The organism is Enterobacter sp. CC120223-11 (genome assembly GCF_900215375.1).
GTDB lineage: Bacteria > Pseudomonadota > Gammaproteobacteria > Enterobacterales > Enterobacteriaceae > Scandinavium.
Map to the genome: position 1 here is coordinate 13,346 of NZ_OBEF01000007.1, position 22,672 is coordinate 36,017.

Annotated in this window: 23 protein-coding genes and 1 other annotated feature; of the genes, 16 read left to right on the plus strand and 7 right to left on the minus strand. The window is 55.5% G+C overall.

Annotated elements, in window-relative coordinates:
- The first annotated feature begins 84 nt into the window (after nucleotides 1–84).
- Nucleotides 85–804, plus strand: a complete 720-nt coding sequence (gene deoD / locus CRO87_RS09920; protein ID WP_097162778.1) for a purine-nucleoside phosphorylase — start codon at nucleotides 85–87, stop codon at nucleotides 802–804.
- Nucleotides 805–1,198: 394 nt separating this feature from the next.
- Complete coding sequence (locus CRO87_RS09925) at nucleotides 1,199–1,522, plus strand: hypothetical protein (RefSeq protein WP_097162779.1); 324 nt, start codon at nucleotides 1,199–1,201, stop codon at nucleotides 1,520–1,522.
- A gap of 35 nt (nucleotides 1,523–1,557) precedes the next feature.
- On the opposite strand, the gene lplA is transcribed toward CRO87_RS09925, so the two are convergent.
- Both lplA and CRO87_RS22535 read right to left on the minus strand, forming a co-directional pair.
- Entirely contained in the window at nucleotides 1,558–2,574 is a 1,017-nt protein-coding gene (gene lplA, locus CRO87_RS22530) for a lipoate--protein ligase LplA (RefSeq protein ID WP_141398685.1), read from the minus strand.
- A gap of 36 nt (nucleotides 2,575–2,610) precedes the next feature.
- Nucleotides 2,611–3,258, minus strand: a complete 648-nt coding sequence (locus tag CRO87_RS22535; RefSeq protein ID WP_141398686.1) for a YtjB family periplasmic protein — start codon at nucleotides 3,256–3,258, stop codon at nucleotides 2,611–2,613.
- Between the two features lie 104 nt (nucleotides 3,259–3,362).
- On the opposite strand from CRO87_RS22535, the gene serB reads away from it, so the two are divergent.
- The 3 genes from serB (at nucleotide 3,363) to nadR (ending at nucleotide 7,029) form a co-directional block, all read left to right on the plus strand.
- Complete coding sequence (gene serB / locus CRO87_RS09935) at nucleotides 3,363–4,334, plus strand: phosphoserine phosphatase (RefSeq protein ID WP_097162780.1); 972 nt, start codon at nucleotides 3,363–3,365, stop codon at nucleotides 4,332–4,334.
- A gap of 14 nt (nucleotides 4,335–4,348) precedes the next feature.
- Nucleotides 4,349–5,731, plus strand: a complete 1,383-nt coding sequence (radA, locus tag CRO87_RS09940) for a DNA repair protein RadA (RefSeq protein ID WP_097162781.1) — start codon at nucleotides 4,349–4,351, stop codon at nucleotides 5,729–5,731.
- A gap of 65 nt (nucleotides 5,732–5,796) precedes the next feature.
- On the plus strand, nucleotides 5,797–7,029 hold the full coding sequence (nadR, locus tag CRO87_RS09945; RefSeq protein WP_097162782.1) for a multifunctional transcriptional regulator/nicotinamide-nucleotide adenylyltransferase/ribosylnicotinamide kinase NadR: 1,233 nt from the start codon (nucleotides 5,797–5,799) through the stop codon (nucleotides 7,027–7,029).
- Between the two features lie 113 nt (nucleotides 7,030–7,142).
- Here nadR and ettA read toward each other — a convergent pair whose 3' ends face one another.
- Entirely contained in the window at nucleotides 7,143–8,810 is a 1,668-nt protein-coding gene (gene ettA, locus CRO87_RS09950) for an energy-dependent translational throttle protein EttA (RefSeq protein ID WP_097162783.1), read from the minus strand.
- A 255-nt stretch (nucleotides 8,811–9,065) separates the two neighbouring features.
- Here ettA and sltY point away from each other — a divergent pair, with 255 nt between their 5' ends.
- Both sltY and trpR read left to right on the plus strand, forming a co-directional pair.
- Complete coding sequence (gene sltY / locus CRO87_RS09960; protein WP_097162784.1) at nucleotides 9,066–11,003, plus strand: murein transglycosylase; 1,938 nt, start codon at nucleotides 9,066–9,068, stop codon at nucleotides 11,001–11,003.
- An 88-nt stretch (nucleotides 11,004–11,091) separates the two neighbouring features.
- Nucleotides 11,092–11,421 carry a trp operon repressor gene (trpR, locus tag CRO87_RS09965; RefSeq protein ID WP_097162785.1) on the plus strand — a complete coding sequence of 110 codons (330 nt, stop codon included), beginning with the start codon at nucleotides 11,092–11,094 and terminating at the stop codon, nucleotides 11,419–11,421.
- Here trpR and yjjX read toward each other — a convergent pair.
- Nucleotides 11,412–11,927, minus strand: a complete 516-nt coding sequence (yjjX, locus tag CRO87_RS09970; protein WP_097162786.1) for an inosine/xanthosine triphosphatase — start codon at nucleotides 11,925–11,927, stop codon at nucleotides 11,412–11,414. The two genes, trpR and yjjX, sit on opposite strands and share 10 nt — an antisense overlap.
- A 53-nt stretch (nucleotides 11,928–11,980) precedes the next feature.
- Between yjjX and gpmB the strand changes: the two genes are divergently transcribed.
- Entirely contained in the window at nucleotides 11,981–12,628 is a 648-nt protein-coding gene (gene gpmB, locus CRO87_RS09975) for a 2,3-diphosphoglycerate-dependent phosphoglycerate mutase GpmB (protein WP_097162787.1), read from the plus strand.
- Here gpmB and robA read toward each other — a convergent pair.
- Nucleotides 12,625–13,494 carry an MDR efflux pump AcrAB transcriptional activator RobA gene (gene robA, locus CRO87_RS09980; protein WP_097162788.1) on the minus strand — a complete coding sequence of 290 codons (870 nt, stop codon included), beginning with the start codon at nucleotides 13,492–13,494 and terminating at the stop codon, nucleotides 12,625–12,627. The two genes, gpmB and robA, sit on opposite strands and share 4 nt — an antisense overlap.
- 207 nt (nucleotides 13,495–13,701) lie before the next feature.
- Here robA and creA point away from each other — a divergent pair, with 207 nt between their 5' ends.
- Nucleotides 13,702–14,175, plus strand: coding sequence for a protein CreA (gene creA / locus CRO87_RS09985; protein WP_097162789.1), 474 nt, complete (start codon nucleotides 13,702–13,704; stop codon nucleotides 14,173–14,175).
- 54 nt (nucleotides 14,176–14,229) lie between these two features.
- Here creA and arcA read toward each other — a convergent pair whose 3' ends face one another.
- Entirely contained in the window at nucleotides 14,230–14,946 is a 717-nt protein-coding gene (gene arcA / locus CRO87_RS09990; protein WP_097162790.1) for a two-component system response regulator ArcA, read from the minus strand.
- A 96-nt stretch (nucleotides 14,947–15,042) separates the two neighbouring features.
- Here arcA and yjjY point away from each other — a divergent pair, with 96 nt between their 5' ends.
- The 7 genes from yjjY (at nucleotide 15,043) to CRO87_RS10025 (ending at nucleotide 21,826) form a co-directional block, all read left to right on the plus strand.
- Complete coding sequence (gene yjjY, locus CRO87_RS09995; protein ID WP_097162791.1) at nucleotides 15,043–15,183, plus strand: protein YjjY; 141 nt, start codon at nucleotides 15,043–15,045, stop codon at nucleotides 15,181–15,183.
- Nucleotides 15,184–15,582: 399 nt separating this feature from the next.
- On the plus strand, nucleotides 15,583–16,269 hold the full coding sequence (locus CRO87_RS10000; protein WP_097162792.1) for a tRNA/rRNA methyltransferase: 687 nt from the start codon (nucleotides 15,583–15,585) through the stop codon (nucleotides 16,267–16,269).
- A 205-nt stretch (nucleotides 16,270–16,474) separates the two neighbouring features.
- Nucleotides 16,475–16,543 carry a thr operon leader peptide gene (locus CRO87_RS22950; RefSeq protein WP_110510873.1) on the plus strand — a complete coding sequence of 23 codons (69 nt, stop codon included), beginning with the start codon at nucleotides 16,475–16,477 and terminating at the stop codon, nucleotides 16,541–16,543.
- Nucleotides 16,482–16,599: a sequence feature (Thr leader region), on the plus strand. It overlaps the preceding gene by 62 nt.
- Nucleotides 16,600–16,622: 23 nt before the next feature.
- On the plus strand, nucleotides 16,623–19,085 hold the full coding sequence (thrA, locus tag CRO87_RS10010) for a bifunctional aspartate kinase/homoserine dehydrogenase I (RefSeq protein ID WP_097162793.1): 2,463 nt from the start codon (nucleotides 16,623–16,625) through the stop codon (nucleotides 19,083–19,085).
- A 1-nt stretch (nucleotide 19,086) separates the two neighbouring features.
- On the plus strand, nucleotides 19,087–20,016 hold the full coding sequence (thrB, locus tag CRO87_RS10015; RefSeq protein WP_097162794.1) for a homoserine kinase: 930 nt from the start codon (nucleotides 19,087–19,089) through the stop codon (nucleotides 20,014–20,016).
- Between the two features lie 3 nt (nucleotides 20,017–20,019).
- Nucleotides 20,020–21,306 (plus strand): threonine synthase, encoded by a 1,287-nt coding sequence (gene thrC / locus CRO87_RS10020; protein ID WP_097162795.1) that lies wholly within the window; start codon nucleotides 20,020–20,022, stop codon nucleotides 21,304–21,306.
- 226 nt (nucleotides 21,307–21,532) lie between these two features.
- On the plus strand, nucleotides 21,533–21,826 hold the full coding sequence (locus CRO87_RS10025; RefSeq protein ID WP_097162796.1) for a DUF2502 domain-containing protein: 294 nt from the start codon (nucleotides 21,533–21,535) through the stop codon (nucleotides 21,824–21,826).
- Nucleotides 21,827–21,864: 38 nt separating this feature from the next.
- On the opposite strand, the gene yaaA is transcribed toward CRO87_RS10025, so the two are convergent.
- Entirely contained in the window at nucleotides 21,865–22,641 is a 777-nt protein-coding gene (gene yaaA / locus CRO87_RS10030) for a peroxide stress protein YaaA (protein ID WP_097162797.1), read from the minus strand.
- Nucleotides 22,642–22,672 lie beyond the last annotated feature (31 nt).

Genomic DNA, 22,672 nt, shown 5'->3' on the forward strand with positions numbered 1-22,672 from the left:
GCTTGCTTGCCGGGCGTACGGATTTGTAGGCCGGGTCAGGCATCGCCGCCCCCCGGCGTAACACAACGAATAAGGAAAATGAGAATGGCAACCCCACACATTAACGCAGAAATGGGTGATTTCGCTGACGTCGTACTGATGCCAGGCGATCCGCTGCGTGCGAAGCATATTGCAGAAACTTTCCTCGAAGACGTGCGTGAAGTGAACAACGTGCGCGGCATGCTGGGCTTCACTGGTACCTACAAAGGCCGCAAAATTTCCGTCATGGGCCACGGCATGGGCATCCCATCCTGCTCCATCTACACCAAAGAGCTGATCACCGATTTCGGCGTGAAGAAAATCATTCGTGTGGGCTCCTGCGGCGCCGTGCGTATGGACGTGAAGCTGCGTGATGTGGTTATCGGCATGGGTGCCTGCACCGATTCCAAAGTGAACCGCATGCGCTTTAAAGATCACGATTTCGCGGCTATTGCTGACTTCGGCATGGTGCGTAACGCGGTCGACGCAGCGAAAGCGCTGGGCGTTGATGCGCGCGTCGGCAACATCTTCTCCGCAGACCTGTTCTACTCCCCGGACGGCGAAATGTTCGACGTCATGGAGAAGTACGGCATCCTGGGCGTGGAAATGGAAGCGGCTGGTATCTACGGCGTTGCCGCAGAGTTCGGTGCGAAAGCGCTGACCATCTGCACCGTCTCTGACCACATTCGTACCCACGAGCAGACCACCGCTGCGGAACGTCAGACGACCTTCAACGACATGATCAAAATCGCGCTGGAATCCGTTCTGCTGGGCGATAAAGAGTAAGCATTACCCTGAGCCGGGATCCCTTCCCGGCTTTTTTATTTTTATTGTTCAATACCCGCCGATTATTTCTCATTTTAATTTGTAATTAAACTAACGCTAAACCAACGGTGTAATAATATTGTGAGTAAAAGAAAAGTCATTCCGGAATGACTCATTCCAGGCTCATGATTTTGCGGATATTTTTTACTGAATATCATTTGTATTTACTTTGTTATTGCCTGATTTCATCCGCCAGTGATATTGACTGTAACGCCCGTCGAACTACCATGCGTCCTCAGACTTAGTGCGGCTATCCTCCGAAATACAATTTTCCGGCGGGAACGCTGCTGGTGATTAAATATATTCCGGCTACTTTCGGAATAGTGTTTGTCGTGAACGACGAGTGAGAGACGTGATGAAAAAATATATTGTCCTGATGCTGGTAACCCTGCTGGCCGGGTGTTCGCATTATGAGTGGGTGAAGCCGGGCTCAACGAATCAGCAGCGTGAAGTGGAAGAGACCTTCTGCAATGCTGACGCACTGAAAAACCTTCCACCTGATAATGTCGTCAGCAGTACTCACAGCAATAAGAAGAGTAAAAAGAAGGACGGCAAAACTTCAAACAGCGATGAAGATGTGGATTATTACACCCGGGATGCCAATGCTGATAGCCGCGATGTCCTGATCAAAAACTGCATGTACCAGAAGGGCTGGACGCAAATTGAGGTCGATCAGTAAGCGCCCATCCATCTTATTGCGGGGAACGCGGTCGATTAGCGCACCGCACCCGCTACCCACGCAGACAGCTCCCGCAGCTCTTTTTCCTGTTCAGGAAACGCCCCGATTAACGCTTCACACTCCTGCTGCAACACGTCGGCACGATACAGGCAGCCCTGCAAACCCGCGGCAAGCGCTTCCAGCGGGGCAGGGTTCAGGCTGTCGGTGAAGACCTGCGCGCGGGTAATGTGCCCTTTCTCCACGTCGAAGTGCAGTTCGACGCCGCCCCAGGTGAAGCGCTCATCCAGCAGGTGTGAAAAGGCTGGCGCCTGGCCAAAGTTCCACTCCCAGCTGCTCTGACGGGCAAAGGTTTCGGCGAAGTTTGGCAGGTCCGGCGTTTTATCAGGCGAAATCACTTCCGCTTCAACGCGTTCACCGTAATGGGTGAAGAAGGCCTCTGTTACGGCTTTGCTGATTTGCTCATGGGTCACGCCCGGCAGTAGCTCCACCAGGTTGGCCACGCGCCCGCGCACGGAGGTAATCCCTTTCGCCTGGAGCTTTTTCTTGTCCGGATTCAGGTAGTTTGCCAGGCGGCTGAGGTCTGCGTTCAGCAGCAGCGTGCCATGATGAAAGCCACGATCCATTGTTTCGCGGTAGGCGGAACCGGAAACTTTACGGTCGCCTTCGGCAGTTTTCACCACCAGGTCGTTACGCCCGGAGGCTTCCGCCGTGACGCCGAGAGCGTTCAGGGCGTTAAGCACTATCGAAGTGGAGATCGTTTTGTCGTATTCCGGCTTGCCTGCCATAAAGGTAAAGCAGGTGTTGCCGAGGTCGTGAAAGACCGCGCCGCCACCGCTGCTGCGGCGCGCCAGGCGGACGTTATCCTCTTCCATCCGCCGGGTGTTGCACTCCTTCCACGGGTTTTGCGCCCGGCCAATGACCACGGTATCGGCGTTACGCCACAGGAACAGCACGCGCTGGGTGGCGGGCATCTGGCGGAAAATGCACTCCTCCACCGCCAGGTTGAACCAGGGATCGTATGAGTCAGAGATAAGCAGGCGCAGCGTCGACATAGCAGATTTCCTTTCTTTAATGATTCAGCCAATTTATCACTTATTCGGCTTCTCGCCCTCATCCTCTTCGGGAACGGATTTGTTTGCCGTCAGCAGGAACGGCGACTGCTGCCAGCGGGTGCGTTTGCCCCGGAGCAGCGTGCGGGCCAGCACTACGCCGATGGCCAGGGAAAGCAGCAGCATCAGGCGCAGAATATTGGTGGTGTTATCCACCTGTTTGGCCTCGGTTGCCAGCGTATGCGTGTCCAGCGTCAGGCGGAGATAGCCGAGAGGTTCATTCTTCCCCTGAATGGGTTCGACAATCTGCTGGTTGAAGTAGCCCCCGGCTTTTTTGCCGTCGAGCGCCAGCCTGTCGCGAACAGCCACGCTTTCACCGCTGTGGGTGATCAGGTTACCTTCTTCGTCATAAACGCTGGCGTCCAGCAGGCGGCTGTTGGTGGTCAACTGCGTCAGCAACTGATTGATCTTCTTCTCATCCGGCGTTTCTGAACGCATCAACGGCGCAAGGTTCAGCGTGACCTGATGGGCGAGGGAGCGGGCCAGCTCTTCCATCTGTGGATTGCGCTGCCGCTGGTGGTTTTGACTAAACCACGACGCGCCCTGCATCAGGGCCACCAGCAGGGCAAGACAGATAAGGACGATCACCGCCCGATGCAGCCGAAATTTCAGTTTTGCGCGAACCATATTCCACCTTTGAAAATTTGCAGCTTAATGTTGCCAGAAGCGCTGGATACAGGGTAGCCTCATGCGTTATTTTCCTGGCCAAATCTCGATTAACTGGAGCTGTAATGCCGAACAGTCTGACCTGGTGCGACCTGCCCGATGATGTCTCTTTATGGCCTGGGCTGCCGCTGTCCTTGAGCGGTGATGAAGTGATGCCGCTGGATTACCACGCCGGACGCAGCGGCTGGCTGCTGTATGGCCGTCAACTCGACAAACAGCGCCTGACGGATTATCAGCACAGGCTGGGTGCCGCGATGGTGATCGTCGCCGCCTGGTGCGTTGAAGAGTATCAGGTTATCCGCCTGGCAGGATCGTTGACGCCACGCGCAACGCGTCTGGCGCACGATGCCGGGTTCGACGTCGCGCCATTGGGCAAAATTCCGCACCTGCGCACGCCAGGCCTGCTGGTGATGGACATGGATTCCACCGCAATCCAGATAGAGTGCATCGACGAAATCGCCAAACTGGCGGGCACCGGTGAGCTGGTGTCTGAAGTGACCGAGCGTGCGATGCGCGGTGAGCTTGATTTCACCGCCAGTTTGCGCCAGCGAGTCGCCACCCTGAAAGGAGCCGATGCGGACATTCTGCGTCAGGTTCGCGACACGCTGCCGCTGATGCCGGGCCTGGTGCCGCTGGTGCTGAAGCTGGAAACGCTGGGCTGGAAGGTGGCAATTGCCTCCGGCGGCTTTACCTTCTTCGCCGATTATCTGCGTGAAAAGCTGCGCCTGACGGCGGCGGTGGCGAATGAACTGGAGATCCGCGACGGCGTGCTGACCGGCAACGTGACCGGTGATATCGTCGACGCACAGTACAAAGCCCGCACCCTGAAATCTCTGGCCGAAAGCCATGAAATTCCGCTGACGCAAACCGTGGCGATTGGCGATGGCGCCAACGACCTGCCGATGATCAAAGCGGCCGGGCTCGGTATTGCGTACCATGCCAAACCAAAAGTGAACGAGCAGACGGAAATCACCATCCGTCACGCTGACCTGATGGGCGTGTTCTGCATCCTGTCCGGCAGTCTGAATCAAAAGTAATGATGAGGTAACCCGTGGCGAAAGCACCGAAACGCGCCTTTGTCTGTAATGAATGCGGCGCGGATTATCCGCGCTGGCAGGGGCAGTGCAGTGCCTGTCATGCCTGGAACACTATCACCGAAATGCGCATTGCCGCCTCGCCCGTTGTGGCGCGCAATGAGCGCCTGACCGGCTACGCCGGGGCAACGGGTGGTTCAAAGGTTCAGAAGCTCTCTGAAATCAGCCTTGAAGAACTGCCACGCTTTTCCAGCGGCTTTAAAGAGTTCGACCGCGTACTCGGCGGCGGCGTCGTGCCGGGCAGCGCCATTCTGATTGGCGGCAACCCGGGCGCAGGGAAGTCCACTCTGCTGCTGCAAACGCTCTGCAAGCTCAGCGAGCAGATGAAAACCCTGTACGTCACCGGCGAGGAATCTTTGCAGCAGGTGGCGATGCGCGCGCACCGTCTCGGGCTGCCTGCGGCGAATCTGAATATGCTGTCTGAAACCAGCATCGAACAGATTTGCCAGATTGCCGAAGAAGAGCAGCCGAAACTGATGGTGATCGACTCCATCCAGGTGATGCACATGGCTGACGTGCAGTCTTCTCCCGGCAGCGTGGCGCAGGTGCGTGAAAGTGCCGCTTATCTGACGCGTTTCGCCAAAACTCGCGGCGTGGCGATTATTATGGTCGGCCACGTCACCAAAGACGGATCGCTGGCGGGGCCCAAAGTGCTGGAGCACTGCATCGACTGCTCCGTGCTGCTCGACGGCGATGCCGACTCCCGCTTCCGCACCTTGCGCAGCCATAAAAACCGCTTTGGTGCGGTGAATGAGCTTGGCGTGTTTGCGATGACGGAGCAGGGCCTGCGCGAAGTCAGCAACCCTTCAGCCATCTTCCTGAGCCGTGGCGATGAAGTTACCTCCGGCAGTTCGGTGATGGTTGTCTGGGAAGGCACGCGGCCGTTACTCGTCGAGATTCAGGCGCTGGTCGATCAGTCGATGATGGGCAACCCTCGCCGCGTGGCGGTTGGGCTTGAGCAGAACCGTTTGTCTATTCTGCTGGCGGTGCTGCACCGTCACGGTGGTTTGCAGATGTTCGACCAGGACGTTTTCGTCAACGTGGTTGGCGGCGTGAAGGTCACTGAAACCAGCGCCGACCTGGCGCTGCTGATGGCGATGGTCTCCAGCCTGCGCGACAGGCCGCTGCCGCAGGATCTGGTGGTGTTTGGTGAGGTCGGCCTTTCCGGCGAAATTCGCCCGGTGCCGAGCGGCCAGGAGCGTATCTCCGAAGCCGCCAAGCACGGCTTTAAGCGAGCGATCGTGCCCGCCGCCAATGTGCCGAAGAAAGTGCCGGAAGGAATGAAGGTCTTCGGCGTGAAAAAGCTTTCCGATGCACTAAACGTCTTCGACGACTTATAATTATTGCTCTATCCCTTTTGGCGGGTGGCGCAAAGCTTACCCGCCCTATCCAGCAGGAGGCTTCTTTGTCATCATTCGATTACATCAAAACCGCGATCCGTCAGAAGGGCTGCACATTGCAGCAGGTGGCGGACGCCAGCGGGATGACGAAGGGCTATCTGAGCCAGCTGCTGAACGCCAAAATCAAAAGCCCGAGCGCGCAGAAGCTCGAAGCCCTGCACCGTTTTCTGGGCCTGGAGTTTCCGCGCCAGCAGAAAAATATTGGCGTGGTGTTCGGTAAGTTCTACCCGTTGCATACCGGGCATATCTATCTTATCCAGCGCGCTGTAAGCCAGGTCGATGAGCTGCACATCATCATGGGCTATGACGAAAAGCGCGACCGCGAGCTGTTCGAGGACAGCGCGATGTCACAGCAGCCGACGGTTTCAGATCGCCTGCGCTGGCTATTGCAGACCTTCAAATATCAGAAAAACATCCGTATTCATGCCTTTAACGAAGAGGGCATGGAGCCCTATCCGCACGGCTGGGACGTGTGGAGCAATGGCGTCAAAGCGTTTATGGAAGAGAAGGGCATTCAGCCGAACACAATTTACACCTCCGAAGAGGCTGATGCGGCGCAGTTTAGCGAACATCTGGGTACTGAAACGGTGCTCATCGACCCGCAGCGGACGTTTATGAGCATCAGCGGCGCGCAAATTCGTGAGAACCCGTCGCGCTACTGGGAGTACATTCCGACCGAAGTGAAGCCGTTTTTTGTGCGCACGGTGGCGATTCTGGGTGGCGAATCGAGCGGTAAATCAACGCTGGTGAACAAGCTCGCCAACATCTTCAACACCACCAGCGCCTGGGAGTACGGGCGGGATTACGTCTTCTCCCACCTCGGCGGCGATGAAATGGCGTTACAGTATTCCGACTATGACAAAATCGCGCTGGGCCACGCACAGTACATTGATTTTGCGGTGAAATACGCCAACAAAGTGGCGTTTATCGACACCGATTTTGTCACCACTCAGGCGTTCTGTAAGAAGTACGAAGGCCGCGAACATCCGTTCGTGCAGGCGCTGATTGATGAATACCGCTTCGACCTGGTTATCGTGCTGGAAAATAACACCCCGTGGGTCGCCGATGGCCTGCGCAGTCTGGGGAGTTCCGTCGACAGACGAGAGTTCCAGACGATGCTGGTGGAGATGCTGGATGCGAATAACATCGACTACGTTCACGTTGAAGAGTCGGACTACGATGCCCGGTTCCTGCGCTGCGTGGAACTGGTGAAGCAGATGATGGGCGAACAGGGGTAGACCTCACCTCTGCGGCTCGATGCCTGTACGGCCTGATGCCCTCACCCCGACCCTCTCCCACTGGGAGAGGGAGCAACCATTAAAAAAGGCAACTTACGTTGCCTTTTTGCTGTTTATTTCGAAATACGCTTGTACTTGATACGCTTCGGCTCCAGCGCGTCTGCGCCGAGGGTGCGTTTCTTATACTCTTCGTACTCGGTGAAGTTACCTTCGAAGAACTCCACTTTGCCTTCATCCTGGTAGTCCAGAATGTGGGTGGCGATACGGTCGAGGAACCAGCGGTCGTGCGAGATGACCATCGCGCAGCCAGGGAACTCCAGCAGGGCGTTTTCCAGCGCGCGCAGGGTTTCGATGTCCAGGTCGTTGGTCGGTTCATCGAGCAGCAGCATGTTGCCACCAACCTGTAACAGCTTAGCCAGGTGCAGACGACCGCGCTCACCGCCGGACAGCTCGCCCACGCGTTTACCCTGATCGGTGCCTTTGAAGTTGAAGCGGCCCACGTAGGCGCGGCTTGGCATTTCGGTGTTGCCAATCTTCATGATGTCCAGACCGCCGGACACTTCTTCCCACACGGTTTTGCTGTTGTCCATCGCGTCACGGAACTGATCAACGGAAGCCAGCTTCACGGTTTCACCCAGTTCGATGGTGCCGCCGTCCGCTTGCTCCTGGCCAGACATCATACGGAACAGGGTAGATTTACCCGCGCCGTTCGGCCCGATGATGCCCACGATGGCACCTTTCGGTACGGAGAAGCTCAGGTCGTCAATCAGCAGGCGATCGCCGTAGGACTTACGCAGGTTGCTGACCTCAACGACTTTATCGCCCAGACGTGCTCCAGGTGGAATAAAGAGTTCGTTGGTTTCGTTGCGTTTCTGGTATTCGGTGTTGTTGAGTTCTTCAAAGCGTGCCAGACGGGCTTTGCCCTTGGACTGACGGCCTTTCGCGCCCTGACGAACCCACTCCAGCTCTTTCTCAATCGACTTACGACGAGCCGCTTCCTGAGAAGCTTCCTGCGCCAGACGCTGATCTTTCTGCTCAAGCCAGGAGGAGTAGTTGCCTTCCCACGGAATGCCTTCGCCGCGGTCCAGTTCGAGGATCCAGCCTGCAACGTTGTCGAGGAAGTAACGGTCGTGGGTGATCGCCACCACGGTGCCTTCGAAGTCGTGCAGGAAGCGTTCCAGCCACGCCACGGATTCGGCATCCAGGTGGTTCGTCGGTTCGTCGAGCAGCAGCATGTCTGGTTTTTCCAGCAGCAGGCGGCAGAGCGCCACGCGGCGACGTTCACCCCCGGAGAGGTTAGCGATTTTCGCATCCCAGTCTGGCAGACGCAGCGCATCAGCGGCGCGTTCCAGCTGCACGTTCAGGTTGTGGCCGTCGTGTGCCTGGATTATCTCTTCGTATTTGCCCTGCTGAGCGGCCAGCTTGTCGAAATCGGCATCCGGCTCCGCGTACTTCGCGTACACCTCATCCAGACCTTTCAGGGCGTTAACCACTTCAGAAACCGCTTCTTCAACGGATTCACGAACGGTGTGTTCCGGGTTCAGCTGCGGTTCCTGCGGCAGGTAACCGATTTTGGTGCCTGGCTGCGGGCGTGCTTCACCTTCGATGTCGGTATCAATACCGGCCATGATGCGCAGCAGGGTGGATTTACCGGCACCGTTCAGGCCCAGTACACCGATTTTCGCGCCAGGGAAGAAGCTCAGAGAGATGTTTTTCAGAATATGACGCTTCGGCGGGACCACTTTGCCGACGCGATGCATGGTATAAACGAATTGAGCCACGTTGGACTTCGCCTCTTTTATTTTGATGATTGAGTCAAAGGCGAAGTGTAGCCTTTTTCACTCGCTAATCCCAGCCAGGCGATCGTGATAACAGTAAAGGTAAAAAAGTGTCCGCAACGTGGCGCAATTTCGGTTGTCTGATTAGCATAAAGAGAGGCCGTGGCTGCTAACTCTTCGGGAGAGAAAGAGATTTACCGGGCACGGCATTCTTACGCGGCATGATGCTGCATTGATACACTTGATTAAGGAGCGCATGTGGAAAATGCTAAACCCATGACGTGGCGTCTTCTGGCGGCTGGCGTCTGTCTGCTGACCGTAAGCAGTGCGGTTCACGCGGATTCACTGGATGAACAACGCGACCGCTATGCCCAGATTAAACTGGCGTGGGATAACAAGCAGATGGACGTTGTTGCCCAGCTGATGCCGACGCTGAAGGATTACCCGCTGTATCCCTATCTCGAATACCGCCAGCTCACTGCCGATCTGATGAATGAGCCCGCGTTAAGCGTCTCGCAGTTTGTGCAGGCTTACCCGACGATCCCTTCCGCGCGCACGTTGAAAAACCGATTTGTGAACGAGCTTGCTCGCCGCGAAGACTGGCGTGGTCTGCTGGCGTTCAGCCCCGAAAAGCCAACCACCACCGAAGCGCAATGTAATTACTACTATGCGAAATACAACGTCGGGCAAACGCAGGACGCCTGGGCCGGTGCGAAAGATCTGTGGCTGACTGGCAAAAATCAGCTGAATGCCTGCGATGCGTTATTCAGCGCCTGGCGTGCATCCGGCACCCAGGATCCGCTGGCGTACCTCGAACGTATTCGTCTGGCGATGCAGGCCGGCAATACCCGCCTGGTGACGTCGCTTGCCAATCAAATGCCATCGGACTATCAGACTATCTCTGCGGCGGTGGTGAGCCTCGCTAACAATCCGAACACGGTACTGAGCTTCGCGCAAAGTACTGGTGCCACCGATTTTACCCGTCAGATGGCGGCGGTGGCGTTCACCAGCGTCGCGCGTCAGGACGTGGAAAACGCACGGCTGCTGATCCCGCAGCTGGTGCAGGCGCAGAAGCTCAATGAAGATCAAACTCAGGATCTGCGCGATATTGTCGCCTGGCGGCTGATGGGCAACGACGTGACCGACGAGCAGGCCCGCTGGCGTGACGATGCGATAATGCGCTCGCAGTCCACGTCGCTTGTTGAACGCCGCGTGCGCATGGCGATTGGCAACGGCGATCGTCGTGGCCTCAACACCTGGCTTGCGCGTCTGCCAATGGATGCGAAAGAGAAAGATGAATGGCGCTACTGGCAGGCCGACCTGCTGATGGAGCGCGGGCGCGAGCAGGAAGCGAAAGATATTCTGCACTCGCTGATGCAGCAGCGTGGTTTCTACCCGATGGTGGCGGCGCAGCGGCTGGGTGAGGACTATTCGATTCGCGTTGAGAAGCCTGAAGGGACCGTCGCGCCTCTGCTGGTGAACGGCCCGGAAATGAACCGCGTACGCGAGCTGATGTACTGGAATCAGGACAATACCGCGCGCGGCGAGTGGGCCAACCTGGTCAGCAGCCGCACCCGCAATGAGCAGGGGCAGCTGGCAAAATATGCCTTCGACCAGGACTGGTGGGATCTCAGCGTGCAGGCCACCATTGCCGGGAAGCTGTGGGATAACCTCGAAGAGCGCTTCCCGCTGGCCTACAAAGATCTGTTCATGCGCTACACCGGCGATAAAGCCATTACCAAGAGCTATGCGATGGCGATTGCGCGCCAGGAAAGCGCGTGGAATCCGAAGGTGCGTTCGCCGGTTGGTGCCACGGGGCTGATGCAAATCATGCCGGGCACTGCAACGCATACGGTGAAGATGTTTGCTATTCCGGGCTACAGCGGGCCGAATCAGCTGCTGGATCCTGAAACCAACATCAACATCGGCACCAACTATCTGCAGTACGTCTATCAGCAGTTTGGCAACAACCGTATTTACGCCTCTGCGGCTTACAATGCGGGCCCGGGCAGGGTGAGAACCTGGCAGGGTAACAGCGCCGGACGCCTGGACGCCGCCGCATTTGTGGAGAGCATCCCGTTCTCTGAAACTCGCGGCTATGTGAAGAACGTGCTGGCCTATGACGCTTACTATCGCTACTTCATGGGCGAGAAACCGCAGATCCTCACCGACGTTGAGTGGAAGCAGCGTTACTGATTGGCGTGCGGTATGTTATGCTTGTACTCGCTAAAGAGTACATTCGGTGGGCGGCCCGGTGCCGTCCACCCCAACAGGGTGGCGTAACATGACTCAACAATCTCCATACTCGGCTGAAAATGCAGAACAGCGCCACCAGGAGTGGCTCCGTTTTGTCGAACTGATGCGCCAGGCGTTTGCTGCCGATCTGCATCTGCCGCTGCTGAACCTGATGATGACCCCGGACGAGCGGGAAGCGTTGGGCACGCGGGTAAGGATCATTGAAGAATTGCTGCGCGGGGAGATGAGCCAGCGGGAGCTGAAAAGCGAGTTAGGCGCGGGCATTGCGACCATCACCCGCGGATCGAACAGCCTGAAGTCAGCGCCTGCGGAACTCCGCCATTGGCTGGAGCAGGCGCTGCCGAAGACTCAGCGATAAACGGCGTTGTGGAAAGGGCTCAGCGCCAGGATCACCGCCTGATGATAAACGCTGCTGCGGGTCAGCTTACCCGCCGTAAACACACCAATCGCGCCTTCTTTACGCCCTATCTCGTCAATGCCTGTGTAGTGTGACATTACCGGGCCAAGAGCATCCCCGGCCTTAACACGTTCAAGTATGACTGTTGGCAGCGGCAGGGTTGCTGAGCGCGCTTCGCCGCGTTGTTCACGGCTGTGGATAACGACCCAGCTGAAAGTGCTGCCTTCATCAATACCGGCTTCTATCGCCACCCAAAAGTCCGCATCTGGTCTGACAAGTCGAGCATTTTCGACCCTGTTCCGTGCGCCAGCGCGCGTTTCGTCACTTCCGTGGGGCTGTTCCGGCACGCCGCTCTCGACGGAAACGGCGTCAATATGGCAGGATCCATCGCCGAAGATCTCGTTAAAAGCCTGCGTAATTGCCTTAATTTTGGCGGGATTGGTGGTAGCTACGACAACATTGTGCATAATCAGTACACTTACGACAAAAAATCATCATCGCAGTATAACGGATAATTAGCATGTTACAGGTATACCTTGTTCGCCACGGTGAAACGCAGTGGAACGCCGAGCGACGTATTCAGGGCCAGTCTGACAGTCCTCTGACTGAAAAGGGCGAGCAGCAGGCCTGGCAGGTGGGCGAGCGCGTGCGTGCGCTCGGCATTACTCACATCATCTCAAGCGATCTGGGCCGTACGCGCCGTACTGCTGAGATCATCGCGGAAGCCTGCGGATGCAGCGTCACCTATGACCCACGTTTGCGTGAGCTCGATATGGGCGTGCTGGAGCGTCGGCTGATCGATTCTCTGACCGAAGAAGAAGAGGGCTGGCGTCGCACGCTGGTCAACGGCACGGCTGATGGCCGGATCCCGGAAGGGGAATCCATGCAGGAACTCGGCGACAGAATGAATGCGGCGCTGAAAGATTGCCTGGAGTTGCCGGAGGGCAGCCGCCCGCTGTTGGTGAGCCACGGCATGGCGCTGGGTTGCCTGGTCAGTACGATTCTGGGGTTACCGGCATACGCGGAACGCCGTTTGCGCCTGCGTAACTGTTCGATTTCGCGAGTGGATTATCAGCAAAGCCCGTGGCTTGCGCCGGGGTGGATTGTTGAAACCGCAGGCGACGTCACGCATCTGGACGCCCCTGCGTTGGATGAGCTGCAGCGTTAACGACGAATCGGGATCAGGTATTCGCAGCGCAGTTGAATAGGCGTTGCCTGATCCTTCGAACCGTTTTGCGGGAAGACTCGCTCAATATCCTGCCCCTTGCGGCGGGTCAGGCTGAGCATCGGCATGCAGGTGCCGTAGACCGTCAGAATAAACTCCTGAAGCCCGCTTCCTAAGCCTTCATAGGTGAACATGACATATTCCCCCCCTTCCAGCCTCACCGGATGTGCATCATGCAAGTGTCCGTTCGCCATTTCCGGCGTTAGTGCCGTGGTATAAAACACTTCCTGTTCGTCATCTCGCTCAAGGCTTGGGCGCGGCTCGTGCATTCCGTAAAGCATCGGTGGGATGGACGGCGAGTTGCTAAGGAATTCGCGCCAGAACTGGCCACGCATCTGCTGACGGAACTCGGAAATCTCTTCCAGCTTACAGGTGTAGCTCTGCGTAACGCCGACCAATTGGGTGTCTGGCAGCGTGATGAACTCGTATTTCGGCATGGTGAATTCACCCAGCCGCAGCGGGGGACGCATGCCGAAAGAGCTCCAGTCCGGCGAACGACGATAAAGCGCTGGCGTCAGGCTAAACTGCTTCTTGAACGCACGAGTGAAGGTTTGCTGGGAGTCGAAACGATACTGCAAGGCAATATCGAGAATCGGCCTTGCGGTCAGACGCAGTGCAACGGCTGATTTTGACAGGCGACGGGCACGAATGTAGGCCCCGATAGCGTGACCGGTGACATCCTTGAACATCCTTTGCAGGTGCCACTTGGAATAGCCTGCTTTTGCCGCCACATTATCCAGAGATAAAGGTTGGTCGAGATGCCCTTCAAGCCAGCTAAGAAGATCGCGAATAATCCCAGCCTGATCCATATAATGTCCTCATCCTTTCGCAGGTGCCTGTAACTAGGGTAGCGGATCATAGCATTTTTTGATGTTTTAGCATTCAGTGTTTTTTTTGCGCAAAAGTGCGGCAAAAGTATTGAAATAAGCATGAGTTTTGTAAAGCTGTGATCTATAAACACTTTTTTGTTCGAATATTAATTATTACGTAATGGCATTCTTAATAATGGTAACAATATGAAATACAAGAAGTTAATTTCAGGTTGTCTGCTCGCATTGGCGTGTAGCGCCGCACACGCAGAACAAATTGGTTCGGTCGACACCGTTTTCAAGATGATTGGCCCGGACCATAAGATTGTCGTTGAGGCATTTGACGATCCTGACGTGCAGAACGTGACCTGCTATATCAGCCGCGCGAAGACGGGAGGTATTAAAGGGGGCTTAGGGCTGGCGGAAGATACCTCTGATGCGGCGATTTCCTGTCAGCAGGTCGGCCCGATTGAGGTGAGTGACAAGATTAAGAAAGGGAAAACCGAAGGGGAAGTTGTGTTCCAGAAACGCACTTCACTGGTGTTCAAGAAACTGCAGGTGGTCCGTTTCTATGACGCTAAGCGCAATGCGCTGGTCTACCTGACCTATTCGGATAAAGTGGTCGACGGCTCGCCTAAGAATGCGATTAGCGCGGTGCCAATCATGCCGTGGAATAAATAGCAGGCAAAAAAAAACGGCGCTTAGGCGCCGTTTTTCATCACGCAGTCGGAACGGTTATTCCTGCAGCTCGCCGCAGAAACGGTAACCTTCGCCGTGGATGGTGGCGATAATTTCCGGGGTATCCGGCGTGGATTCAAAATGCTTACGGATGCGACGGATGGTCACGTCAACCGTACGGTCGTGCGGCTTGAGCTCACGGCCGGTCATTTTCTTCAGCAGTTCAGCGCGGGACTGGATTTTGCCAGGGTTTTCGCAGAAGTGCAGCATGGCGCGGAATTCACTGCGCGGCAGCTTGTACTGTTCACCGTTAGGGCTAACCAGAGAGCGGCTGTTGATGTCCAGTTCCCAACCGTTGAACTTGTAGCTCTCCACGCTGCGGCGCTCTTCACTCACGGTACCCAGATTCATGGTACGGGAGAGCAGGTTGCGTGCGCGGATGGTCAATTCACGAGGGTTGAACGGCTTAGTGATATAATCATCTGCACCGATTTCAAGGCCGAGGATTTTATCCACTTCGTTGTCACGACCGGTCAGGAACATCAGGGCAACGTTAGCTTGCTCACGCAGTTCTCGCGCCAGCAGCAGGCCATTTTTGCCCGGCAGGTTGATATCCATGATGACCAGGTTGACATCGTTTTCAGACAGGATCTGATGCATTTCCGCGCCATCGGTGGCTTCGAACACATCGTAACCTTCTGCTTCGAAAATACTTTTTAACGTGTTGCGTGTTACCAACTCGTCTTCAACGATAAGAATGTGCGGGGTCTGCATGTTTGCTACCTAAATTGCCAACTAAAATCGAAACAGGAAGTACAAAAGTCCCTGACCCGCCTGCTGCATGTCGCAAATTAACATGACAGGCATAATGTGACTAAAGTACGTAATTGCGTTCTTGATGCACTTTCCATCAACGTCAACAACATCATTAGCTTGGTCGTGGGTACTTTCCCTCTGAACCCGACAGTGTCAAAAACGGTTGTCATCCTAACCATTTTAACAGCAACATAACAGGCTCAGAGATGGCTGACACCCAATAAAACTACGCTTCGTTGACATATATCAAGTTCAATTGTAGCACGTTAACAGTCTTGTGAAATCCTCGCATCCAAATGCTAGCGTTTGTCACAATATTTCAACATCTGAATTGGTTGCAATCATAAACTAATTAGCAAAATGAATCCAAATCATGAGAGATAATCTTCGTTTAAATGTCCAGACAGAACATGGTGATATGCCGCTTCTGTTAACATCAGCCATCAGATGATTCTTAAGTAATAGTTTAGCTTTTTTGATGTGTTATGAAACGCCATTTCAGCGATTTTTGTTGCAATTAAGTAAATTCGCGACGCGCAATATGATGATGTATATCACATTGTGGTCGTAACAGTGTAAATAAGAGAAGATTACATGCGCTTATCAATTGTGCTGGTTTCTCCAGCAAGAGCCGAAAATATCGGTGCCGCGGCCCGGGCGATGAAGACCATGGGATTCACGGAAATGCGAATTGTCGACAGCCAGGCGCACCTTGAACCGGCGGCGCAATGGGTGGCACATGGGTCTGGCGAGATACTCGACAACATCAAAACGTACCCGACACTTGCAGACGCGCTGTCCGATGTTGACTTCACCATTGCGACCACCGCCCGCAGTCGTGCCCGTTTTCACTATTATGCTACGCCGCAGGAACTGGTGCCGATCCTCCAGGAAAAGTCACAGTGGATGGGCCATGCTGCGCTGGTTTTTGGCCGTGAAGATTCCGGGCTGACGAACGAAGAGCTGGCCCTGGCCGATATTCTCACCGGCGTACCGATGGTGGCTGATTACCCTTCGCTGAACTTAGGGCAGGCGGTGATGGTGTTCTGTTATCAGCTCTCTGCGCTCACGCAGCAGCCCGCCGTGGCTCAGCCTGAAAACAACGAAAATCAGCTCCAGGCGTTACGACTGAGGACCGCGGCGCTGCTTTCAAAACTGCAGGTTGCCGATGACGTAAAACTGGCCGACTGGCTGGCGCAGCGAATTGGCCTGCTTGGCCAGCGCGATACGGCAATGCTGCACCGTTTATTGCATGACATTGAAAAAAATCTCGCCGACTAACATGCTGCTGTAAGTTTTTCTTATGGATAAATTCGCTGACTCGATGATGCCTTCCAGCGAAAGTTATGGATTAACCGCCCTGAAACGGTGGAGCCTGAGGTGGTCACGAAACGTGGCGAATGTAAAAATTCGTTGACTTAACCAGGCCAATCCTTTAACCAATATAGGCAGACGACAGACAAAAACGACAGAGCACACAACATCCATGATTCGCATCAGCCGTATGACAACAATTATTACCACCACCATTACCACAGGTATCGGTGCGGGCTGACGCGTACAGGAAAAACAGAAAAAAGCCCGCACCTGAACAGTGCGGGCTTTTTTTTCGACTAAGGATCAAGGGGTAAACCATGCGAGTCTTGAAGTTCGGCGGTACATCAGTGGCAAATGCAGAACGCTTTCTGCGCGTTGCCGATATTCTGGAAAGTAATGCCAGGCAGGGGCAGGTGGCTACCGTGCTTTCTGCCCCGGCCAAAATCACCAACCATCTGGTCGCGATGATTGAAAAAACCATTGGCGGACAGGATGCCCTTCCAAATATTGCTGATGCCGAACGTATTTTTGCCGACCTGCTTCAGGGTCTGGCCGATCTCCAGCCCGGTTTTCCCCACGCTCAGCTCAAAGGCTTCGTTGAGCAGGAATTTGCCCAAATTAAACATGTCCTGCATGGCGTCAGCCTGCTGGGGCAGTGTCCGGACGGCGTCAACGCGGCGCTGATTTGCCGTGGCGAGAAGCTCTCTATCGCCATTATGGCGGGTTTGCTCGAAGCCCGCGGCCACAAGGTCAGCGTGATCGACCCGGTCGAAAAGCTGCTCGCCGTGGGCCACTATCTTGAATCCACCGTCGATATAGCTGAATCCACCCGTCGCATTGCGGCAAGCCAGATCCCGGCAGATCATATGGTATTGATGGCAGGTTTTACCGCCGGCAACGATAAAGGCGAACTGGTGGTGCTGGGCCGCAATGGCTCCGACTATTCTGCCGCCGTGCTCGCCGCCTGCCTGCGTGCGGACTGCTGTGAAATCTGGACCGATGTGGACGGCGTGTATACCTGCGATCCGCGCCAGGTGCCGGATGCCCGCCTGCTGAAATCCATGTCTTATCAGGAAGCGATGGAGCTTTCCTACTTTGGGGCGAAAGTGCTACACCCTCGCACCATAGCGCCCATCGCTCAGTTTCAAATCCCTTGTCTGATTAAAAATACCGGCAACCCGCAAGCCCCTGGCACGCTTATCGGTGCTAGCCACAATGAAGACGGCCTGGCGGTGAAGGGCATTTCCAATCTGAACAACATGGCGATGTTCAACGTCTCCGGCCCGGGCATGAAAGGCATGGTCGGCATGGCGGCTCGTGTATTCGCCACCATGTCTCGCGCCGGAATTTCCGTGGTGCTGATTACGCAATCTTCTTCCGAATACAGCATCAGCTTCTGCGTTCCACAAAGCGACAGCGCCCGGGCGAAGCGTGCCATGGAAGATGAATTTTATCTCGAACTGAAAGAAGGCCTGCTGGAGCCGCTGTCGATTATGGAGCGCCTCGCGATCGTCTCCGTTGTCGGGGATGGCATGCGCACTCTGCGCGGCATTTCTGCGAAATTCTTTGCGGCCCTTGCGCGCGCCAATATCAACATCGTGGCGATTGCCCAGGGCTCTTCGGAGCGCTCGATTTCGGTTGTAGTAAGCAATGATGATGCGGTGACTGGCGTGCGCGTCGTGCACCAGATGCTGTTCAACACCGATCAGGTGATTGAAGTGTTCGTGATTGGCGTCGGCGGTGTTGGCGGTGCATTACTGGAACAGCTGAAGCGCCAGCAGGCCTGGCTCAAAAGCAAGCACATCGACCTGCGCGTGTGCGGCGTGGCGAACTCCCGAGCATTGCTCACTAATGTCCACGGCCTGGACCTGGAAGCGTGGAAAAGTGAGCTGGCAGAAGCCAAAGAGCCGTTCAATCTTGGTCGCCTTATTCGCCTGGTGAAAGAGTATCACCTGTTGAACCCAGTGATTGTTGACTGTACCTCTAATCAGGCCGTGGCCGATCAGTACGCCGACTTCCTGCGTGAAGGTTTCCACGTCGTCACACCGAATAAAAAGGCCAACACCTCGTCAATGAACTACTATCACGAGCTGCGCCAGGCGGCGGCAGGCTCGCGCCGTAAATTCCTGTATGACACTAACGTGGGCGCGGGTTTGCCCGTTATAGAGAACCTGCAAAACCTGCTCAACGCAGGTGACGAACTGCAAAAATTCTCCGGCATTCTCTCCGGCTCCCTGTCGTTTATTTTCGGTAAGCTCGATGAAGGCATGAGCCTTTCTCAGGCGACAGCGATGGCGCGTGAAATGGGCTACACCGAGCCGGATCCGCGTGACGATCTTTCCGGAATGGACGTGGCGCGTAAGCTGCTGATCCTGGCGCGTGAAACGGGTCGTAGTCTTGAGCTGAGCGATATCGTTGTGGAATCCGTCCTGCCGAATCACTTTGATGACAGCGGCGACACCGACAGCTTCATGGCGCGTCTGCCACAGCTCGACGATGAGTTTACGGCCCGCATCGCCAAAGCGCGCGATGAGGGCAAAGTGCTGCGCTACGTTGGCAATATCGAAGACGACGGCGTTTGTCGGGTGAAAATTGCCGAAGTGGACGGCAACGATCCGCTGTTCAAAGTGAAAAACGGCGAGAACGCCCTGGCGTTTTACAGCCACTATTATCAGCCGCTGCCGCTGGTGTTACGCGGCTACGGTGCCGGTAATGATGTCACCGCGGCCGGGGTCTTCGCCGACCTGTTGCGTACCCTGTCCTGGAAGTTAGGAGTTTAAGATGGTGAAAGTCTATGCCCCGGCCTCCAGCGCCAATATGAGCGTGGGGTTTGATGTGTTGGGCGCGGCGGTGACGCCGGTAGATGGCACGCTGCTTGGCGATAACGTGGAAGTCGTGGCGGCAGAGGTCTTCAGCCTGAAGAACATTGGCCACTTTGCCAGCAAGCTGCCGGTTGAACCGCGTGAGAATATCGTTTATCAGTGCTGGGAACGCTTCTGCCAGGAAATCGGCAAAACCGTGCCCGTCGCCATGACCCTCGAAAAGAATATGCCGATCGGTTCCGGTCTTGGCTCAAGCGCCTGTTCGGTTGTTGCCGCGCTGGTGGCAATGAACGAATACTGCGGCAAGCCGTTGAATGACCAGAAGATGCTGGCGTTAATGGGCGAGCTGGAAGGGCGTATCTCCGGCAGCGTGCATTACGACAACGTGGCGCCATGTTTCCTTGGCGGCATTCAGCTGATGCTGGAAGAAAACGGCATTATCAGCCAGCAAATTCCAGCCTTTGACGAATGGCTGTGGGTGCTGGCCTATCCGGGAATCAAAGTCTCTACGGCGGAAGCGCGTGCGATTTTACCTGCACAGTATCGTCGTCAGGATTGTATTGCTCACGGCCGTCATCTGGCGGGCTTTATTCACGCCTGCTATAGCCGTCAGCCTGGGCTTGCGGCAAAACTGATGAAGGACGTCATTGCCGAGCCGTATCGCACCAAGCTGCTGCCGGGCTTTGGTGAAGCACGCCAGGCCGTTGCAGAAATTGGCGCGCTGGCCAGCGGTATTTCAGGATCGGGACCGACGATGTTCGCTCTGTGCGACAACCCGGCCACCGCTCAACGAGTCGCAGACTGGCTCAGTAAACACTATCTGCAAAATCAGGAAGGCTTCGTTCATATTTGTCGGCTGGATACAGCGGGCGCTCGCGTAGTGGGATAACCAATGAAACTGTATAACTTAAAAGATCATAACGAGCAGGTCAGCTTCGCGCAGGCCGTGACGCAAGGGTTGGGTAAAAATCAGGGGCTGTTCTTTCCGCACGATCTCCCGGAGTTCAGTCTGACCGACGTCGAAGAGATGCTGAAGTTGGATTTCGTTTCCCGCAGCGCCAAAATTCTCTCGGCTTTTATCGGCGATGAGATCCCTCAGGCTGAGCTTGAAGCCCGCGTTCGCGCGGCGTTCGCCTTCCCGGCACCGGTAAAAAAGGTGCAGGACGATGTGGGCTGCCTGGAGCTTTTCCACGGTCCGACGCTGGCCTTTAAAGATTTCGGCGGCCGCTTTATGGCGCAGATGCTGACGCACATCAGTGGCGACAAGCCAGTGACCATTCTGACGGCGACCTCCGGTGATACCGGTGCAGCGGTGGCGCATGCATTTTACGGCCTGAAGAACGTGCGCGTGGTGATCCTCTATCCGAATGGCAAAATCAGTCCGCTGCAGGAAAAGCTGTTCTGTACGCTGGGCGGCAACATTGAAACCGTGGCCATCGACGGTGATTTCGACGCCTGCCAGGCGCTCGTAAAACAGGCATTTGATGACGAAGAGCTGAAGGCGGCGCTGGGCCTGAACTCCGCCAACTCGATTAACATCAGCCGTCTGCTGGCGCAGATTTGCTACTACTTCGAAGCCGTGGCGCAGCTGCCGCAGGAAGCCCGCAATCAGCTGGTGATCTCCGTGCCGAGCGGTAACTTTGGTGACCTGACGGCAGGCCTGCTGGCAAAATCTCTCGGTTTGCCGGTCAAGCGTTTTATCGCCGCTACCAACGCCAACGACACCGTGCCACGCTTCCTGAAAGAGGGCAGCTGGAAGCCTAATGCCACTCAGGCAACGCTTTCCAATGCGATGGATGTGTCGCAGCCAAACAACTGGCCGCGCGTGGAAGAGCTGTTCCGTCGTAAAGAGTGGCGTCTGAATGAACTTGGGTATGCGGCGGTGGATGATGACACCACCAAAGCGACGATGTGTGAGCTGCATGCCGAGGGCTACGTCTCTGAGCCACATGCCGCGATTGCTTATCGCGCGCTGCGTGACCAACTGAACCCAGGTGAATATGGCCTGTTCCTTGGCACTGCGCATCCGGCTAAGTTTATCGAGAGCGTGGAAGCCATTCTGGATACCCAACTGCCGTTGCCGAAAGAGCTGGCGGATCGTGCAGACCTGCCGCTGCTTTCACATCATTTGCCAGCCGACTTTGCGGCTCTGCGTAAGCTGATGATGACCAAAGCATAACGCTGTTTTTTTGCAGAAAGAAAGCCGGGTAAGCTTCATGCGAACCCGGTTTTTTTATGCCTGAAAAGTGAAGAAATTACGGAGAGAATAAGCAGGGATTATGCAGGAATTCCCAATAAATGCGGGCACTTAGATATTAGGATTGCGGAGAATAACAAGCCGCGTTCCTGGCAGGTAATCTCACTCCATCGACCCATAACGGGCAGTGATGTGAAAGGAGTAACCTATGTCTAACCTGAAACCTGTTTTACTGGCGCTTTCAATGATGCTGGTGGCTCCGGCGGTAGTACACGCCTCTGAAATTACGCTGGTACCTGCGGTGAAATTGCAGATTGGCGACCAGGACAACCGCGGCAATTACTGGGATGGCGGCAGCTGGCGCGATCACGGCTGGTGGAACAACCACTACGAGCGCTACAACAACCACTGGCGTCAACGCCCTGAGCCACATTATGACCATCATGACGATCATCACGACCACCATGAAGATCATCATGATAACCACGGCTGGCATCACTAATGTTTCAGTCCCTCATCCCTGGTGGGTGAGGGGCATTTTCACTTCTGTTCGTGACGCTTAAACACCAGTTCGTTGTGGGATGAGGCGTCTTCGTCAAAGAAATAGCCCTCGCTGTCAAAGCCCTTCAGCTGCTCCACCGTGGTCAGACGATTTTCAATGATGTAGCGACTCATCAGGCCGCGCGCCTTTTTGGCGTAGAAGCTGATGACTTTGAACTTGCCGTTTTTCTCATCGAGGAAGACGGGCTTGATTAGCTGGCCCTGCAACGCTTTCGGCTTCACCGCGCGGAAGTATTCATCCGAGGCCAGGTTAATCACAATATCGTCGCCCTGCGCTTTCAGCGCTTCATTCAGCTTGTTCGTGATGACCTCGCCCCAGAAGTGGTAGAGGTCTTTGCCTTTGGCGTTCTCCAGACGAATGCCCATCTCCAGGCGATACGGCTGCATCAAATCAAGCGGTCGCAGCACGCCATACAAACCTGAAAGCATCCGCAGATGCTGCTGGGCAAAATCGAAATCGGCTTCGCTGAACTCTTCGGCCTGCAAACCGGTGTAAACATCACCTTTGAATGCGAGGATCGCCGGGCGTGCGTTCTGCGGAGTGAAATCCGGGTGCCAGTCATGGAAACGGGTAGCGTTGAGGTCGGCGAGTTTGTCGCTGATGCTCATCAGCTTGCCAATTTGCGGCGCGGAAAGCTTACGCGCGACGGCGATCAGCTGCTGCGAGTAATCCAGCAGCTCCGGATGGGTATAGCGCGACGTCGGGAGATCGCTTTGATAATCGAGCGTTTTTGCAGGTGAAATCAGAATCAGCATGGTCAGTCCTTTCGGGCATTTTTCGAGACTT

Coding starts and splice junctions, on each gene's coding strand:
- yaaA (WP_097162797.1), bottom strand. CDS start 22,641: ATGCTGATTCTGATTTCACCTGCAAAAACGCTCGATTATCAAAGCGAT.
- thrA (WP_097162793.1), top strand. CDS start 16,623: ATGCGAGTCTTGAAGTTCGGCGGTACATCAGTGGCAAATGCAGAACGC.
- CRO87_RS09925 (WP_097162779.1), top strand. CDS start 1,199: ATGAAAAAATATATTGTCCTGATGCTGGTAACCCTGCTGGCCGGGTGT.
- yjjX (WP_097162786.1), bottom strand. CDS start 11,927: ATGCACAATGTTGTCGTAGCTACCACCAATCCCGCCAAAATTAAGGCA.
- arcA (WP_097162790.1), bottom strand. CDS start 14,946: ATGCAGACCCCGCACATTCTTATCGTTGAAGACGAGTTGGTAACACGC.
- serB (WP_097162780.1), top strand. CDS start 3,363: ATGCCGAACAGTCTGACCTGGTGCGACCTGCCCGATGATGTCTCTTTA.
- robA (WP_097162788.1), bottom strand. CDS start 13,494: ATGGATCAGGCTGGGATTATTCGCGATCTTCTTAGCTGGCTTGAAGGG.
- trpR (WP_097162785.1), top strand. CDS start 11,092: ATGACTCAACAATCTCCATACTCGGCTGAAAATGCAGAACAGCGCCAC.
- CRO87_RS10025 (WP_097162796.1), top strand. CDS start 21,533: ATGTCTAACCTGAAACCTGTTTTACTGGCGCTTTCAATGATGCTGGTG.
- deoD (WP_097162778.1), top strand. CDS start 85: ATGGCAACCCCACACATTAACGCAGAAATGGGTGATTTCGCTGACGTC.
- lplA (WP_141398685.1), bottom strand. CDS start 2,574: ATGTCGACGCTGCGCCTGCTTATCTCTGACTCATACGATCCCTGGTTC.
- thrC (WP_097162795.1), top strand. CDS start 20,020: ATGAAACTGTATAACTTAAAAGATCATAACGAGCAGGTCAGCTTCGCG.
- CRO87_RS22535 (WP_141398686.1), bottom strand. CDS start 3,258: ATGGTTCGCGCAAAACTGAAATTTCGGCTGCATCGGGCGGTGATCGTC.
- gpmB (WP_097162787.1), top strand. CDS start 11,981: ATGTTACAGGTATACCTTGTTCGCCACGGTGAAACGCAGTGGAACGCC.
- thrB (WP_097162794.1), top strand. CDS start 19,087: ATGGTGAAAGTCTATGCCCCGGCCTCCAGCGCCAATATGAGCGTGGGG.
- creA (WP_097162789.1), top strand. CDS start 13,702: ATGAAATACAAGAAGTTAATTTCAGGTTGTCTGCTCGCATTGGCGTGT.
- CRO87_RS10000 (WP_097162792.1), top strand. CDS start 15,583: ATGCGCTTATCAATTGTGCTGGTTTCTCCAGCAAGAGCCGAAAATATC.